This is a genomic window from Teredinibacter sp. KSP-S5-2 (genome assembly GCF_032773895.1).
Taxonomy (GTDB): domain Bacteria; phylum Pseudomonadota; class Gammaproteobacteria; order Pseudomonadales; family Cellvibrionaceae.
In genome coordinates, this window is sequence record NZ_CP120416.1 from 431,031 (window position 1) to 446,506 (window position 15,476).

General features: G+C 44.3%; 12 protein-coding genes. 3 read left to right on the top strand and 9 right to left on the bottom strand.

From position 1 onward, the window contains the following. Nucleotide 1 precedes the first annotated feature (1 nt). The 4 genes from P5V12_RS02015 to P5V12_RS02030 all read right to left on the bottom strand — a co-directional run bounded on the left by P5V12_RS02015 (nucleotide 2) and on the right by P5V12_RS02030 (nucleotide 6,768). Nucleotides 2-2,497: an EAL domain-containing protein gene (locus P5V12_RS02015; RefSeq protein ID WP_316955560.1), complete on the bottom strand. Its 2,496-nt coding sequence runs from the start codon at nucleotides 2,495-2,497 to the stop codon at nucleotides 2-4. After that, nucleotides 2,494-2,958 (bottom strand): response regulator, encoded by a 465-nt coding sequence (locus P5V12_RS02020; protein ID WP_316955561.1) that lies wholly within the window; start codon nucleotides 2,956-2,958, stop codon nucleotides 2,494-2,496. Before P5V12_RS02020 ends, P5V12_RS02015 begins: the two co-directional genes overlap by 4 nt. Beyond that, entirely contained in the window at nucleotides 2,948-5,110 is a 2,163-nt protein-coding gene (locus tag P5V12_RS02025) for a PAS domain S-box protein (protein WP_316955562.1), read from the bottom strand. Before P5V12_RS02025 ends, P5V12_RS02020 begins: the two co-directional genes overlap by 11 nt. A gap of 695 nt (nucleotides 5,111-5,805) precedes the next feature. Next, nucleotides 5,806-6,768 carry a GlxA family transcriptional regulator gene (locus tag P5V12_RS02030; RefSeq protein WP_316955563.1) on the bottom strand — a complete coding sequence of 321 codons (963 nt, stop codon included), beginning with the start codon at nucleotides 6,766-6,768 and terminating at the stop codon, nucleotides 5,806-5,808. 97 nt (nucleotides 6,769-6,865) lie between these two features. On the opposite strand from P5V12_RS02030, the gene P5V12_RS02035 reads away from it, so the two are divergent. Next, complete coding sequence (locus P5V12_RS02035) at nucleotides 6,866-7,387, top strand: cysteine hydrolase family protein (RefSeq protein ID WP_316955564.1); 522 nt, start codon at nucleotides 6,866-6,868, stop codon at nucleotides 7,385-7,387. Nucleotides 7,388-7,563: 176 nt separating this feature from the next. After that, nucleotides 7,564-8,718 (top strand): acyltransferase, encoded by a 1,155-nt coding sequence (locus P5V12_RS02040; protein ID WP_316955565.1) that lies wholly within the window; start codon nucleotides 7,564-7,566, stop codon nucleotides 8,716-8,718. 11 nt (nucleotides 8,719-8,729) lie between these two features. On the opposite strand, the gene P5V12_RS02045 is transcribed toward P5V12_RS02040, so the two are convergent. Further along, complete coding sequence (locus P5V12_RS02045; protein ID WP_316955566.1) at nucleotides 8,730-9,680, bottom strand: AraC family transcriptional regulator; 951 nt, start codon at nucleotides 9,678-9,680, stop codon at nucleotides 8,730-8,732. A gap of 141 nt (nucleotides 9,681-9,821) precedes the next feature. Between P5V12_RS02045 and P5V12_RS02050 the strand changes: the two genes are divergently transcribed. Then, nucleotides 9,822-10,673 carry an NAD(P)H-binding protein gene (locus tag P5V12_RS02050; protein WP_316955567.1) on the top strand — a complete coding sequence of 284 codons (852 nt, stop codon included), beginning with the start codon at nucleotides 9,822-9,824 and terminating at the stop codon, nucleotides 10,671-10,673. Between the two features lie 68 nt (nucleotides 10,674-10,741). Here the strand turns inward: P5V12_RS02050 and P5V12_RS02055 are convergent, their stop codons facing one another. The 4 genes from P5V12_RS02055 to P5V12_RS02070 form a co-directional block, all read right to left on the bottom strand. Then, on the bottom strand, nucleotides 10,742-11,692 hold the full coding sequence (locus tag P5V12_RS02055) for a hypothetical protein (protein ID WP_316955568.1): 951 nt from the start codon (nucleotides 11,690-11,692) through the stop codon (nucleotides 10,742-10,744). Nucleotides 11,693-11,872: 180 nt separating this feature from the next. After that, a complete protein-coding gene (locus P5V12_RS02060; protein ID WP_316955569.1) occupies nucleotides 11,873-12,556 on the bottom strand; it encodes a response regulator transcription factor in 684 nt (227 codons plus the stop codon). 2 nt (nucleotides 12,557-12,558) lie between these two features. Further along, entirely contained in the window at nucleotides 12,559-14,223 is a 1,665-nt protein-coding gene (locus P5V12_RS02065) for an ATP-binding protein (protein WP_316955570.1), read from the bottom strand. A gap of 24 nt (nucleotides 14,224-14,247) precedes the next feature. Beyond that, the gene (locus P5V12_RS02070; RefSeq protein WP_316955571.1) at nucleotides 14,248-15,432 is read right to left on the bottom strand and encodes an NAD(P)/FAD-dependent oxidoreductase; all 1,185 of its coding nucleotides are present in this window, start codon (nucleotides 15,430-15,432) and stop codon (nucleotides 14,248-14,250) included. Nucleotides 15,433-15,476 lie beyond the last annotated feature (44 nt).

A 15,476-nucleotide genomic window follows, 5' to 3' on the forward strand; every position in this document is an offset into this window, starting at 1 on the left:
TCTATGATTGTGTGTTGATGGTATTTACTTGATAAGTATTTATTTGATGTATTAGCGATAATATTTCTTCTCCTGGTACAGGGCGGCCATATAAAAAACCCTGTGCCACATCGCATCCCAGTTTTTTGAGAAATTCATACTGTTGTTGATTTTCAACACCTTCGGCGATAACTTCAAGTCCAAGTTTGTGCGCCAATATTATGCTCGCTTCCACGATTGCTGCGTCGCTTGCATTATCTGTTACATCAAATATGAAGCTTTGGTCGATTTTAAGGGTGGTAACGGAGAAGCGTTTTAAATATGCCAATGACGAATAGCCAGTGCCAAAATCATCAATCGCTGTGCGTACTCCATATTTGTTTAGCGATACCATAACCTGCGAAGCCCGAACAGGGTCCTGCATTACGATATTTTCTGTTATTTCCAGTTCCAGTTTGGATTTTGGAATTTCGTAAAGTGTGATCAGGCGTTTTATCTTATCCTGAAACATCGGGTCTTGTAGTTGAACAGCGGAAACATTGGCACTTATGCGCAGGTCTTCGAGTCCTGCTTCTTTGCACGCGTTATACTGTCTGCATGTTTGCTCGACTACCCACTCCCCGACCTGGATAATCAGCCTTGATGATTCTAACAAGGGAATAAATTCACCGGGAGATACCGTTCCCCTCGTCTTGCTATGCCAGCGTAGTAAGGCTTCCAGCCCTATTACTTTACCAGTGGCAATGTCGATTTGTGGTTGGTAATACAAACTAAACTCGTGGTTGGCAATTGCATAACGCAGTTCGGTATCGATTTTCAATAATTCTTGACCACGGAGGTTCATTTGCGGTGAGTAAAACTGGTATTGGCTGGAGCCAAGGGATTTTGCTCGATACATAGCGACATTGGCATGTCGTAGAAGATCGGTTGCGTTATCGCCGTCTTTTGGAAATACTGAGACACCGATACTAAAGCTGATAAATACTTCCTGTTCTTCAATTTTTATGGGGATCTTGAATATATGCGTCAAAGTGCTGAGTTTTGATATCGTATCCTCTTGCTTCTTAATGTCGTCGATAAGAATAACAAACTCATCACTGCCTAAACGGGCAACAACTTCCGTGTGTTTTATGTAGTTTTCCAAACGGGAGGCAACTTTTTTCAATAGTTGGTCACCCGCGATATGTCCCAGGTTGTCGTTTATTCTTTTAAATTTGTCAATATCTATTAAAAACAGGGCAATTTCTTTGTTTTGTGCGCGGGCATTTTCAATTGAAGATTGCAGGCGGCTGATCAGATAATTTCGATTGTGTAAGCCGGTGAGGGCATCATGGGTGGCTTGGTGGCGCAGCTCTGCCTCAAAACCTTTACGTTCGGTGATATCTCTGGCAACAAGTGAAAAATAATCAGAGCTTGAATGTTGGTTGATATGACTAACTACCACCAGTGATACGGGAATTTCCGATGCTGTTGTCGCCGATGGTTGAAGGCTTATCTCACCACTCCAGTGCCGTTGTTTTTTTGATATTGGAAAGATGCGCGATCGTAATCGTTCGCAAATATCTGGAGAGAGAATTTGCCATAAGGTCAAGGCACTGAGGTTTTGATTTCCGTCTATATCGAGAGCTTCAATACATGCCTTGTTAATATAAAGAATCGTGCCGTCTTCCTCCACTATCATGACAATGTCAGAAGTGGAGTCGAGAACATTGTGCATTCTTTCTCTTGCTTTTTCTGATTCAATACGCGCAGTGATGTCCCGTCCGGTGGATACGAAATGAGATATATTTCCGTCCTCATCATAAAGAGGCGTAATGACTTTCTCTTCATGGAATTCTGTACCGTCTTTACGGCGGTTTATCAATGTGCCGGAAAATGGGTTTCCTTCAAGTATCGATTTCCAGAGTGAGTTATAGGTTTCTTGGTTGTGGTGTCGGGAACGAAGAAAACTGGGTGTTTTTCCTAAAATCTCAGCCTGTTTGTAACCAGAGAGTTGTTCAAAAGCTGGGTTGGCATATTCAATCTGGCCATTTGCATCCGTGATAAATACGCTGTCCGTACTCTGTGTGATTGCAAGCGATAATTTGCGTAATCTCTCCTCATTTGTTCGTTGCTCCCTTCTGCGATGGGCATCTTCCAATTCCCGTTCAAGGGTTGGAATCAGCCGGGCAAAATCTGTTTTCATTACATAGTTTTGTGCACCAGCTTTAATGGCATTGACTGCGGCAGCTTCGCCAATGGTGCCTGAAACATAAATAAAGGGAATATCTTTGTCGATTGAGCGTACTATTTCCAGTGCACGAAGGCCATTCATTTGCGGCATGGAAAAATCAGAAAATACGACATCCCAATGCTGCCTTATAGCAGACAGGAGTTCGGATTCTGTATCGACTCTACGGGAGAAAACACTCACACCGTAGCTTTCGAGGTGATCAACAAGCAATATGTAATCATCCTCGCTGTCTTCTACCACCAGCGCTTTTAGCTTGGGTATATCACTAAGACTGAAAGGGGTCATATTGTATCCGTCGCCTTTTGTTTCGGGACAGGTGGGGGTTGATTGAGCAATAGCCAATACAACCCCAGTTGACCTGCGGCGCGTATGAACTCATCAAAGTCCACTGGTTTGCGCACGTAGCTGTTTGCACCGAGTTTGTACCCTTTAATTCGATCCTCTTCCTCGTTGGAGGAGGTTAATATTGCAATTGGTTGCATGCAGGTTCGTGGGTCCTCCCGAATTTGTCGCAGTACTTCCAGGCCGTCAATTTTTGGCAGTTTTAAATCCAACAAAATAATCGCTGGCATATCTGTTACGTCTCTACCTTCGTACTGCCCTCTGCCAAACATATAGTCGAGTGCTTCAATACCGTTCCTGGCAACAACAACATCGTTACCAATATTATTTTGTTCCAGGGCGTCGATTGTCAGAAGTTCATCGTCGGGGTTATCCTCGACTAATAAAATCACTTTATGCTTCATAGTACTCATCCTCGCCCAATGTAAAATAAAATGTAGCGCCTTTGCCTTCTTCCGCTTGTGCCCAAAGACGTCCTCCGTGTTTATGTATTACTCGTTGAGTGATGGCGAGACCTATTCCTGTGCCAGGAAATTCCGAGGTGTCGTGTAGTCGCTGAAATGCACCGAAGAGTTTTTCGGCGTAGTCCATATTGAAGCCGGCCCCGTTGTCTTGAATACAGTACACCGTTTTATTTTTTTGTGTTTCCGTATATATCCGAATATATGCGTCTTGAGTTCGAGAGGTAAATTTCCATGCGTTTGACAATAAGTTCGTTAGCGCAACAGAAAGGAGCCTTGAGTCTGCTTTGGCTGTCATGGGAGATTGTGCCGAAAAGTCGATATTTCGATCAGGTGCAGATTGCCTCAACTCCTCGATAATATTGCCGCTTAGCAGTGCAACATCGACCTCTTCTTTATGAAGCTCGGCCCGACTTATTCGAGAAAGAACTAACATGTCGTCAATAAGGTTTCCCATTTTCTGTGCTGCTGCGCGTATACGTTCCAATCTGTCTTGGCCTCGATCATCCAGCTTTTCCATATAGTCCCGTAATACGGTTTTACTGAATCCGTCTATGGCCCGCAGCGGTGCTCTTAAATCATGGGATACAGAATAACTGAAGGCTTCCAGTTCCTTGTTGATTGTCTCCAGTTCAGCTGAGCGTGATAGCAATTGGTTGTTGAGTTTTTCAACTTGTTTACTGTGTTCGTGGCGTATGGAAACATCCCGAATAATTGCTGTTACCCAAATTTCATGACCGTGCTTAAGTGGGCTTAGGCTAATCTCTACTGGAAATTCGCTGCCGTCTTTTCTGCGTGCCCGTAACTCGTTGCCTTCTCCCATTGGCCGTATAGCCAGGTTTTTTAAATAGTTTTCCCGGTGATAAACATGTTTTTCCCTGTGTCGATCTGGCAGTAGTTGCTCCACGCTTTGGTTTAGCATATCTTCACGCGAGTAATGAAATACATGCGTCGCAGCATCATTAACAATTTGAATAATTCCATGCTGATTGACGACGATAATTGCGTCTGGAGCTCCTTGCAGAAGATGTCGAAACTGTTTTTCGCTTTCTCTCAGTTGTATTTCGCTCTGCTTTCTAGCCATTTCCTTTTTGGAAATCATCCAGCAGCTAATCGCCAAGATAGCCAGGATAAAGGCCGCGACTCTGGAAAGCTGTATCGCGACTTGTTTTGCTTGTAGGTCAAGATATGCTTTTGATGTTTTGGTAACAACGTACCAATGCTTTTTCTTCGCATTGTGAAGAAACCGATTAACCTGAATAGGGGTTATCTGGAGGATGTTGTCCTTGCTTTTATAGCGCACTGTGCCCGAAGATGTCCGATGAGCCCATAAATCTGGGTAAAGCGTTGAAAAGCGTTTGTTGGTTCCCTCAACGAACATAAATCCCCATTCCTGGTTTGCTGACGGCCCGAGGAAGAAATAGCCGTCCTCGTTCAATAGCCATATTTCCCTGTCTCGGTCGGGACTGTTGTGTTTGCGTAATTCATCAAGTAGTTGAGCACCAAGATAGTTTAGGAACAGGCTACCCTGTAAATCTCCGTTGATGTAGATCGGTGTGCCCACACGGAGAATTGGCTTTAGTGGTTGTTCGATTTTGCCGTGTTCAATATTTAAATCAAAAACAGAGATATATATTTCTCTGTTCTTTAGTGGCTTGATTTCTTTTACATAGTAACGAGAGGATTTGTCTTGCAATTCATTCTGTGGGACTAGTATGGCTTTGCCAGCATTGTTATTGATCCTGACAATTTCGTGTCCACTATTGTTGAGTAATCGGATTTGATCATAATGGGGGTAATGAGTCATGTACGACATCATGTCCGCCTGTAAATCCTCTCTTGCTCTATCCGAATCCGTTTTTAGCCATTCTGATAAGTTTTTTAACCCGGACAGAAACAGGGCATCCGCTTCCAGCGAATATAGGTGACTTTCTATGATATTTAGCGACAGTTGGGTTTTGTTTTTATCCTGCGCTTCAATAATTCTCTCTATAGCCGCGATCTCGTTTTTATATAGGGCATAAAATACGACCGCGATAAGGGGGATTAGAGGAAGGAATATCCTTGAAAAATGTGAAAGAAATGTCTTTTCCATTGAGTTTAACCTTTCTACGCTACAGTAATTTGTTCCTGTTTTGGTTGAAAATCAATATAAATCCTCACAAAAAAATCCTTAATTACTGGATGGTCTAAAAAAGTTTAACCCTATCTGTAATAGTGTAGATCACATAAAAATTCTTTTGGTTTTCCTGTGTTAAGTGGCAAATTATTGGCATTTACATGGCGTATATGGCAGCGAACTGATCAAGTCAAATAAAAACATTCTGTGTTTAAATGTGTTTTTTAGCCATCGTTCAAAAATTCAAAACCTATTTTTCCATAAAACTCCGTTTCCAATGCTTTAACGTTTTTTTTGTATAGCAACTTGGTCAATGGGTTGAATATGAAGTAATAGATTTGACCATTTTCCATTTAATTTTTCAGGTTAATAGTATGTATTAGCTACGTTATATATGAGTGTGTGGATTTCCGTTTTTTAAATCATTCATGATTTATCAGGGATGGACTTAGTGCATAAAGTTATGTGGCATTTGCTGTGTTTTTTTGTGGTAAAGGTAAAAGGGGATAGTTGTATAGTGATATTTTTTGTGGGGCATTTGCAGTATGTGTCTACTTTGTGCGGGTATTTAAGGGGGTATAATAATAGACAGCGGATGCTGTTGGTCTTTATAGGTTTTATCCAGTTGTGTTCTGCCGTTATGGTGGCAGTCGATTGTCAATATCTTCTGATTAAGTTATTGCTGGTTTATACCGGAGATGTTTTGGGTCGCGGAAAAAACGAGCGCGAAACTGGCTTGGCTGGAGCCCCATTATTTTACAAAATGCCCGACGGCAGGTTCCGACGTCGTCGTAACCAACCTGGTTGGCAATGTATTCGAAACTGTCGTTAGTTGTCTCCAGTAAGTCACAGACCTTTTGTATTCGTACTCGTTGAATATATTCCTTGGGTGTCAATCCTGTTGCTTTAACAAAGCGGCGTTGAATCGTTCTGGGTGTTAAGTTTGCGTTTTCGGCTAAAGCTGTAATCGTTAAAGAATTCATAAAATCTTGCTGAATACTTTGCTGGACTGTAATTATTGTTTGGTCGCCATGTGAGTAGCTTGGTCGAAACTGTTGATAGTATTGTTGTTCCCTTGGTGCGGTATCGACTACGAGCGCTTTTCCTAATTGCCGCATTACTTCCGAGTTGGAAAATTGCAGGACTAATTCCAGCCCCAAATCCACCCAGGACATCATGCCGCCAGCGGTAATAATATCGCCGTGATGAATTAACAACGCGTTAGTGTCAAGTTGAATGTTGGGAAACTGTTTTTCAAAAAAAGTATTTAGTCTCCAGTGAGTGGTTACAGAGCGGTTTCCAATTATTCCTGTTGCGGCAAGGATAAAAGCGCCTGCGCAGGCGGAGGTGAGAATGGCACCTTGTTTATGTTGCTGCTGTAGCCAGTTAATAATACGACTATCGATATGTTCAAAAGAGCACCCCGCTCGAAACGGCGGAATTAATATGGCCGAGAATCGTTTTTCTGGTAATTGATGGCATGACAGAATGGCTGTTGAAAAGCGGCAATCCACATCCAGCTCAAGACAAAGGTTATCGGCAATTTCCAGCATTTCACTTAGCCCATAGATAGCAGATTTAATGCTTTCCGGAAATTCAACTATGCCAATTTGAATTGGGTTTGGCGAGTTCATGGAATGTCGTCTTTTGCCTGGAAAATGTCATTTTAGCCCCTAACGTTCATGGCGAGAAGAGGGAATACTTGATGCTCATTTTTAATGGGGCCTGCTTATGAAGCATACAGCGTTAGTTTTGATTGATTTACAAAATGATTATTTTTCATCCGGTAAGTTTCCATTGTGGAATGTTGAGCAAACATTGGAAAGCTGTTTGTCTGCTATTGAGAAGGCTAATAACAATGCTATGCCGATAATTTTGGTTAAACATGTTGTTCATTCTGATAGTGGAGGAGCGCCATTTTTTAATGAAGGAACGGAAGGTGTAAATATCCCGCCAGATATTCTTTCTCACGCACCCGATGCGCTAGTGGTAGTTAAGGAATTTGCGGATTCTTTTGAACAAACCAACCTGGATACTTTACTGCAACAGTCAGATATTAAAACAATCATTATTGGTGGGATGATGACGCAGAATTGTGTTACCCATACCGCCATTTCGAAAACCGCGGAAAAGTATAACGTTAAGCTACTGACAGATTGCTGCACCACGGTGGACGAAATGATTCATAACCTAGCACTTAGAGCATTAAGTACGCGTATTGATCTGATCCAGGTTGATAGTGCCTGGGTATGAGGAGAGAGGTTGCTTGGTAAAGGCTGATGATTGCATTGGCCTTATGATCGGGATGTACATATTCCGCAGAACTGAACGTTTTCTATCGCTCATGGCCGCGTTTACAGGCTTTTGACGTCAATTTGTCGTTATGGGGTCTATATTTTTAAGATAAAAACGCGTGGAGTGGGGTATATATGTCTGCAGATACAAGCGTTAGTGAGTCTTCGTCCGCTTCTTTTTCTCGCTCATCCAAGTTGCTTTGGCTTGAAGCGATTCGGCTGATTGCCATTATTCAGGTTATTGTGATTCACGTAACCGCACAAACTTACTTTCTCGGTGCACCAATCGATAGTTTGGACGGTTGGTTGCTGGTGGTGTTGAACAGTATGTCGCGTGTTTGCGTGCCGCTGTTTTTTATGGTGTCAGGCTATTTGTTGTTGTCTCGCCAGGAGCCCGTGTTGAAGTTCTTTAACCGACGCTTTAAACGGATCCTGACTCCGCTTTTCGCCTGGTCGCTTATTTATCTGGCTATGATTCATTGGGTGGAAGTCAAATACCCTTCGGGCACCTCGTCGGTTACGCCAGAGTACATGCAGGATATTATTGATAAAGGCTGGGGTGCATTGGCATTGATGTTTGTTTTTCCGCTCTATTATCACCTGTGGTTTTTGTATTCCCTTTCTGCACAGTATTTGTTGATTCCTCTATGGCGCAACGTTTATCACTCATCCTCACCCACAAAGCTTTGGTATGTTCTCGTTGTATTAGTGTTGGGGGTACAGTTTTCAGGTTATTACTATAACTCTGAAATGGCGGGTTTTAATTTATTTGTCCAGATTATTTTTGGCAGCGCAACCTATGTACTAGCCGGAAGCCTGGTCGGCCGCATTCCGTTGAAGGCCTCTATTGCATGGGGCATGTTGGCTTTGGGTATCGGGTTGTTAATTTATACGGTTTGGGGGACGGCGTATTTGAGTTTGGAAGACGGTAAATACAATATGTCTCTGGTGGATTCTTCCATTAACATTTTTGGCGGAACCGTCGCAGCGTTCTATTTAATGCGCTACGTTTTTGAAGAATTACTGGGCGATATCAGTGAGCGCATTGAGCGTTGGTTGTCACACTTTGGCGAATTAAGTTTTGGTGTGTATTTAATTCATCCCGTATTTCTATATGCATTTTCCGTTGGCGCTTTTGGTTTTGTGTTCACCTCCATGAGTTTTAATGGTTTGTTGGCCGTGCCTTCTTTAACCATTGTGACTCTGCTGATTTCCGCGGCCAGCATTTGGTTATTAGGGCAGATTAGCTTCTTACGAATATTCATTGGCTTGGCGCCAGTCAAAACGTGAAAAAAATAAAGTTAAATCGGTTTAACACTGCCGGGTGAAACTGCAAATATTCGTTTAAAAGCACGGGAAAATGCGGCCTCTGATTGGTAACCATGTTTCTCCGCCAACCTGGCTAACGGGGTTTGCCCGCTAGCCAGTTCATTGTAGGCCAGCTGCATTCGCCAGTGAGTGAGGTACTGCGCGGGGGATTGGCCGACCATATCACTGAAGCGGGCGGAAAAGCCCGAGCGCGACATGCCTGCCTGCTGAGCCAGAAGCGCTACGCTCCAGTTTTGTTCTGGTGCACGGTGAATCGCGGCAATGGCTTTGCCTAGCTGTTTGTCTTTAAGTGCTGCCAACCAACCTTTTTGGTGATGGTTTGTTTGATCCAGCCATGTTCGCAATGCCTGGATGACGAGAATGTCTGCCAAGTGAGTCAGAATTGTTTCTCCACCAGGGCGGAGCGCTTTCGCTTCGTTAGCGATAAAACGCAGTGTACTGTGCAACCATTCATTCTGGCCTTCCTGCCAGGAATCCAAAAACAGACTATTGGGCAACAACGAAACCAGTTTCTGCCCGGTTACATGGTCAAAACGCACTACGCCACAGGTTAACTGGGTCAACTCGCCATCGCCACCGAACTGCATTATTTCGTAGCGGTCACTCATTTTTGTGGCAGGAATATCAAACAGTGGTGTGGCGTTTTCGCAGTCAGGGCTTAGAATTTTGTGGCCTTTGCCGTGGGGCACCAAAGCCATCGAGCCGGACCGAAGTTGGTGAGTGCTTTCTCCTGGAATCTCCAGTAGGCATGAGCCCGCAGTGACAATATGAAACATCATGCAGTGCTCAAATTCGGGGAACTCAACGCCCCAAGGCGCCGTTAAATCGGATCGACAGTACAGGCAACCAGTTAAGCGAAGTTGATGAAGAGCTTCGCCTAAAGGGTCGGAGAATGAAGGGATGTCCATGTGTTCGCGCGTCATGTGTTTATTATTACCCTTGGCCTCGTTGAAAATCCAGCTGTTTGGACGAACAGCAATAAAGCGTGGCGTTATGGCAATTGTTCATCTGGTATAAGACGAGGATAGTGTTCACATCGTATTGGTTCAATAAACAGGAGAGCGATGATGAACACCAAACCCATTGCCATAATCGGTGCAAATGGAAAAACCGGCCGACGCGTATGCAGTAAGTTACGTAGTCAAGGCCTAACGGTACGAGGCCTATCCCGTTCTACCCCAACGCCTTTTGATTGGCAAAACACGGCCACTTGGACCAGAGCGTTACAGGGTTGCCGGTCTGCCTATATCACTTTTCAGCCAGACCTGGCTGTACCCGGTGCGGATCAGGCAATTGCGCAACTTGCCGATGTCGCGAGGGAAGTGGGCGTTGAACATTTGGTTCTGCTTTCCGGTCGGGGAGAAGATGGTGCGCAACGTGCGGAGGGTGTGCTTAAACAAAGTGGTCTGGATTGGAATATTGTTCGTTCCGGGTGGTTTGCTCAAAACTTCAGTGAAGGGTTTATGCAGCAGGGAATTGCAGCGGGTACTTTGGCGTTGCCAGCCGGGAATACCCCGGAGCCATTTATTGATGTGGATGATATTGCGGATGTGGTTGTGGCCTTGCTGACCACTTCAGACAAACGAAATCAATTGTTCGAAGTTAGTGGGCCGGAAGCATTAACCTTCGCCCTGTGTATGCAAATAATTTCCGATGTGACGGGCAAGTCAGTTCAATATGTTGATATCCCCATCGATGCGTTTATTTCCGAACTTGATGCCTTGGGAGCAGATAACGACGTGCAGTGGTTAATGCGGGAATTATTTACGGTGGTATTTGATGGTCGAAACAGTTTACCTGTTGATGGTGTACAGCAGGTTTTAGGCCGGCCGGCGACAGATTTTTTTGCCTATGCCTATAAAGCGGCCGCATCGGGTGCATGGCTTGGGCAGCCTGAGCACAAAATGGTTGTGTAATGTTATTAAAAAAAGAAACCACCACCATAGGTGGTTTCTCTATTTTTTGGTAATAATAGCGAATCGAATTAATCGAATAGGCTACTGGTATCAATATAATCGGTATCGTAATGCTCGCTGTAGTCATCGGTATATATTTGATGATGACCTCCACCATATTTTGTGCCGAGCAACATAAATAAAATCATTTCAGAATCCAGATGCACTTGAAATTTGCTGTCCTGACTTAATAAGCTAACGGGAACCTGCCAGGTGAGTGTGCCGACCAATGTTTGATCCTGGTATGTCAGGTTAGGGAAACTAATCACGTCATCATTGCCGTTGTTGTAGGCGTCCCCCCACCATTTGGGAAACGTGTTCACACCGCCTTTTGCAAACGGACTAAATGGTGCATTTTGATACCATGTCCACTGGCCGCTTTGTTGTTCTAAATTGAACTGGTTTACCACCGCCCATTCGGTGATGTCCACAGTACTGGAAACGCTATGGCCTTCGCTCACACTCACGGAGCTTTCGAAAACCGGTGAACCGCCGCTTTCACCCACCACTATGCCACTTTCGGTTGAATAGCTGCTGGTGGTCGTTTTACCAATAGTTTGGTTGAGATTTTGTGGTGCAATACCAAAGGTAAACATCTGACTTAATTGACTGCTGGAAAAACTGTTGCCCGAGCCATTACGCAGAGCGGCACTTAACATATATTGCTGTACGCCGAACCCTCTGGCATCGACTGTATTGTGAATAAGTGGGCCAGGGTTAATGTTTGTGGTAGTGGCTAGATTGATAAAAACATTCTGCTCATCAGCGGCGAGGGAAGTATTGATAATCACGTTCAGTTGTGTGGCAAAATTCTGACTTTGATCACTGAAATGTCTGGGCCCGGTAACAGAAAAATTATATATGTTAAAGGTTTTTAAATAGGGGGTTAGGCTTTTAACCGGCGCGTCGGAACTGGTGTACGGCATTATGGCGGCGGAGCTTGGCGTAATCGAATTTCCGGAATTGGTTTGAAGTGACATGAGCTTGACCTCGTATAAATTTTAGTTTTCCCGACATTATTACGTTGTCGGTGCAGTAAATTTAGGAAAGGTCACTGGCGTGTACCACGCACAGTGCAACACGAAAAATCACCAAATCTCACAAAGAATTATTTATGGCGCAATAGTTTTTCCTGTGGCGTATTTGGTGTGGGATGATGGTTATGAATCCACCGCTTTAAACGGGGGTATAAACTGATAACCTAAGCCGCGAATGGTTTTAATGGGGGCACCATTCATATGGCACCGTATTTTTTTTCTTAAACGCATAACCATGGATTCCAATGCGTGTTGACCGTGCCGGTCTTCTAAATAGCCAAGTTTTTTCAGTAGTTCACTTTTTTCGGTTGGTTGGCCGGGGTTTTCCAATAGCGTTTTTAGAAAGCGACGTTCTTTAACATTTAATCCGTAACTGTTGCCGTTTGGGGCGTTAAGGCTCCAGCGACGACAATCCAGAATCCAGTGATCTTTTGGGGGGGCGGTTCGTAGGGCGACGCGCGCGGCCAAATTATGGATGGCACAGGCAAGTTCTGCACCGGTAACAGGTTTAACAAAATAGATGTCAGCTCCGGCTTGATAACCGCGAATGCGGTCGTCCTCTGTGCCAAGGGCGGAGAGAATTACAATCCCTAACGATGTGTGTTGCCGCAGGTATGCGGTGATTTCCAATCCGTTTTGATCGGGCAGTCCAATATCAACAATCGCGGAAGAATAGTCCTGTAAAGCAAGTTGCTGATAAAACTCAATCGCGTTGCCTGCTTCTGTGCATTGAATACCAAAAAGCGCGAGTTCGTCCGCCATGAGTTTACGTAAGTCATTATCATCTTCAACTAAAAGTGCGCGCATAGTTACCCCCTGTGGTGTGGAAGGGTGAGTTCAAAAATACTGCCATTAGGTGATGTTTGAATAAGTGCCAGTGTGCCACCGAATTTGTGTACTAGCTCCCGGCTCAGGTTTAAGCCGAGTCCGGTTCCTGGAATTTTTTGCGCATTACTACCGCGAAAAAAACGATCGAATATTTTTTCCTTCTCTTGATTGTGTATACCAAAACCTTTATCGCTGATACGGATAAAGCAGCGTTCCTGGTTGCTGCGAATATGTATACCTATTGCTTCCTGTTGCGGGTGACCGTATTTAATCGCGTTAGTGATTACATTGTCCAGGCAGCTTCTTATACAGAAATCCGAAGCTGCGAGTTTTATCTGTTTAACTCCGCGAACATCCAGTTGATATTCCGGGTAAGTTGATTGAAAGAAATCGATGGTCTGCTGTATGCATCTGGATAAATCGGATGATGCTTCGTGTGGGCCCGATGTGTGCGGATGGGTATGTATGTTCAAGCTGTTATCGACGATAAACTGCATGCGTTGTGCAGCGTTACTCATAACATTCAGCCGGGTTTGTATATTAGGTTGTATCTGTTCGTGCCTCAGTAACCTCAGGCTGCTTTGAATAATTGAGAGTGGGGTTCGGTATTCATGAGCCAGCATTTTTATGAGTTGTTCCTGTTCGCAATGTGCGGTATGCAATTGTTGGTTGGCTTTCTCCAGGCGTTGCTTGGTTTTAAGGGTTTCTTTATATCGAAAAAATAGAATGGCAAAGAGAGTGACTAGCACGATTATGCCTTTTATATATGCGGAATAATCTGCTTTAGCCGAAGGAAGTAACGGAACCCAGTGTTGAATAATGGAGTTACGCTCGGCAGTGGATATGGAGGCAATTGCCCGGTTAATAATCGGAGTGAGTTCTGAATAGGATTTGCCTATGCCGATTCTGTATTGGCCATCGTAATCCGAATGCGCCAGTATTTTTACATTGCTTAACCCCTGTTGCGTAACCTGATAGCTTATGCCCAGCATGGAACCGATGGCAGCATACACTTTATTATGGGCAACCGCTTCTATTGCCTGGGCAACACTGGGGTAATACTCTATGTGTATTTCTGGATAGTCCTGAGCGAGTACCGTAGCGATTCTATAGCCCTTTACACTCGCAACTTTCTTTCCGTTTAAACGGCTAAGGTTTTCAATAAATGGTTTGTCGGATAGGCCTGCAACAATCATGGGGACGGATAAAAAAATAATAGAAAAGTCCAGGTACTTCTCTCGTTCCTTGGTTCGGTTTAAGCCTGAGATTAAATGGCATTCTCCATTTTCAACGGCGGTAAGAGAATGTTGCCAGCTATTGGTTGGGTAAAGCTCAATGGGGGTGCGAATACGTTGACTGATCAGCGCGATCACATCGGCAAATATGCCAATGTGTTGACCGTCGTCAGTAATTTTTTCATGGGGAAGCCAATTAGGGTCAACGCACAGGCGTATTTTACCGAGCGCATTTAAGTAGCGTTGTTCTTGTTTGGTAAGTTCAACCGCATCGTTGTGAGAGCGTTTTTGGGTGGCAAGAATAATTGAGTTAAATGTAAGTGGTGTTTGTTCACTATTGCTTTGTGAAAAACTACTGGGTGATAGTAGCGCGATAAATATGCAAATTAAGTAGGCGTGAATCTTTTTCATCTTCCCGCTGTCCAGTGCTATATGTTAAGCGTATGTTTCCTTGCTATAAGTGTTTTGTTCTGACTGCAATCCCTGCAATTGTCTTGTTCGCCAAAAGTGGCTTTCGGGAAAGCGTTGCTCGCTTTGATAATGCTGTTGGTGCAGTTGTAAATAGTGATTAAAGTCGTCAAATATTTGTTGTTGATATCGTTTAAGTGGATATTGGCTATGAGATTGATAATACTCGGCAATTGCCTTGCCTGCAGCGAGCCCGTTGCTCAGGGCTTTGCTAATGCCGGCCGAGGTCATGGAATCGTAGCTGGATGCCGCATCGCCAACAGCAAGCCATTGTTGACCAACAACATTGGACAAAATGGACGAAGGTGCAACGCGAGAATGAATTTGCTTCGGTGGTGTTAAGCGTTGACCAAATTGCTGTTCACATTGTTGGCAAAACCAGGTGGCTTTGTTTAATGCGTCAAACCAGTGCTGTGGGGAGTCCAGTTTTTCTGTGCGAATAGTGGAACTGTCAGAACAGAGACTGACTAAAACTTTTTGGCCGGGTAATTGTGTTGCGTACCACCAACCTTCCGCCACTGTAGACACGAGCGTGTATGCGGGTTGCTCTGTCGGTTGTTCAAGTTGAAAAAACGCACAAAGAGATATTACCGAATCAAATACATTGTGTCGCACGCCGATACGTCGGGCAAACGCGGCACGAATTCCCGTTGCGTCTACCACAAAATCCGCTTGTAGTTCGATAGCACCGTGATACGACTGTAGCCCCAGTAAAAAACCATTTTCACATGGTGTGACTTTTTTTAATGAAGCAGGTATATGGCTTACTTTTTGTTGTCGTAAGTGTCGCAGCAGAGATTGGTCGAACTTTTCCCGGTCAAGATGGTAACCTGGGCCGATTGGAGTAAAGGAAAAATCATTGTGACCGGTTTCATCGCTTCCCCAACGGGAAATGCTACCAGGGCAGAGAATGTGTTTATTGGTCTCTAATAATTGATCGACACCCAATTCTCGCATTAATGGTGTTGCCGCTGGTGGCAGGGTTTCCCCTATGGCAGGCTTGCCCGATTCGGGTGAGGAAACCAGACTTATACGGTAGTCATTGGGATTTTTTTGTTCTCGTAATAATGACAACGCGGTTGCGCAGGCGGCTGGACCTTTGCCAATAATGACAATATGTTTTTCCGGCGTGTTTACTTGTGTTATACCCATAATCGACGCTCCAAGAGCAGATGGTTCTAGCATTTTATTTCTGG

Coding starts and splice junctions, on each gene's coding strand:
- P5V12_RS02015 (WP_316955560.1), bottom strand. CDS start 2,497: ATGACCCCTTTCAGTCTTAGTGATATACCCAAGCTAAAAGCGCTGGTG.
- P5V12_RS02050 (WP_316955567.1), top strand. CDS start 9,822: ATGATGAACACCAAACCCATTGCCATAATCGGTGCAAATGGAAAAACC.
- P5V12_RS02020 (WP_316955561.1), bottom strand. CDS start 2,958: ATGAAGCATAAAGTGATTTTATTAGTCGAGGATAACCCCGACGATGAA.
- P5V12_RS02060 (WP_316955569.1), bottom strand. CDS start 12,556: ATGCGCGCACTTTTAGTTGAAGATGATAATGACTTACGTAAACTCATG.
- P5V12_RS02030 (WP_316955563.1), bottom strand. CDS start 6,768: ATGAACTCGCCAAACCCAATTCAAATTGGCATAGTTGAATTTCCGGAA.
- P5V12_RS02040 (WP_316955565.1), top strand. CDS start 7,564: ATGTCTGCAGATACAAGCGTTAGTGAGTCTTCGTCCGCTTCTTTTTCT.
- P5V12_RS02035 (WP_316955564.1), top strand. CDS start 6,866: ATGAAGCATACAGCGTTAGTTTTGATTGATTTACAAAATGATTATTTT.
- P5V12_RS02065 (WP_316955570.1), bottom strand. CDS start 14,223: ATGAAAAAGATTCACGCCTACTTAATTTGCATATTTATCGCGCTACTA.
- P5V12_RS02025 (WP_316955562.1), bottom strand. CDS start 5,110: ATGGAAAAGACATTTCTTTCACATTTTTCAAGGATATTCCTTCCTCTA.
- P5V12_RS02045 (WP_316955566.1), bottom strand. CDS start 9,680: ATGACGCGCGAACACATGGACATCCCTTCATTCTCCGACCCTTTAGGC.
- P5V12_RS02070 (WP_316955571.1), bottom strand. CDS start 15,432: ATGGGTATAACACAAGTAAACACGCCGGAAAAACATATTGTCATTATT.
- P5V12_RS02055 (WP_316955568.1), bottom strand. CDS start 11,692: ATGTCACTTCAAACCAATTCCGGAAATTCGATTACGCCAAGCTCCGCC.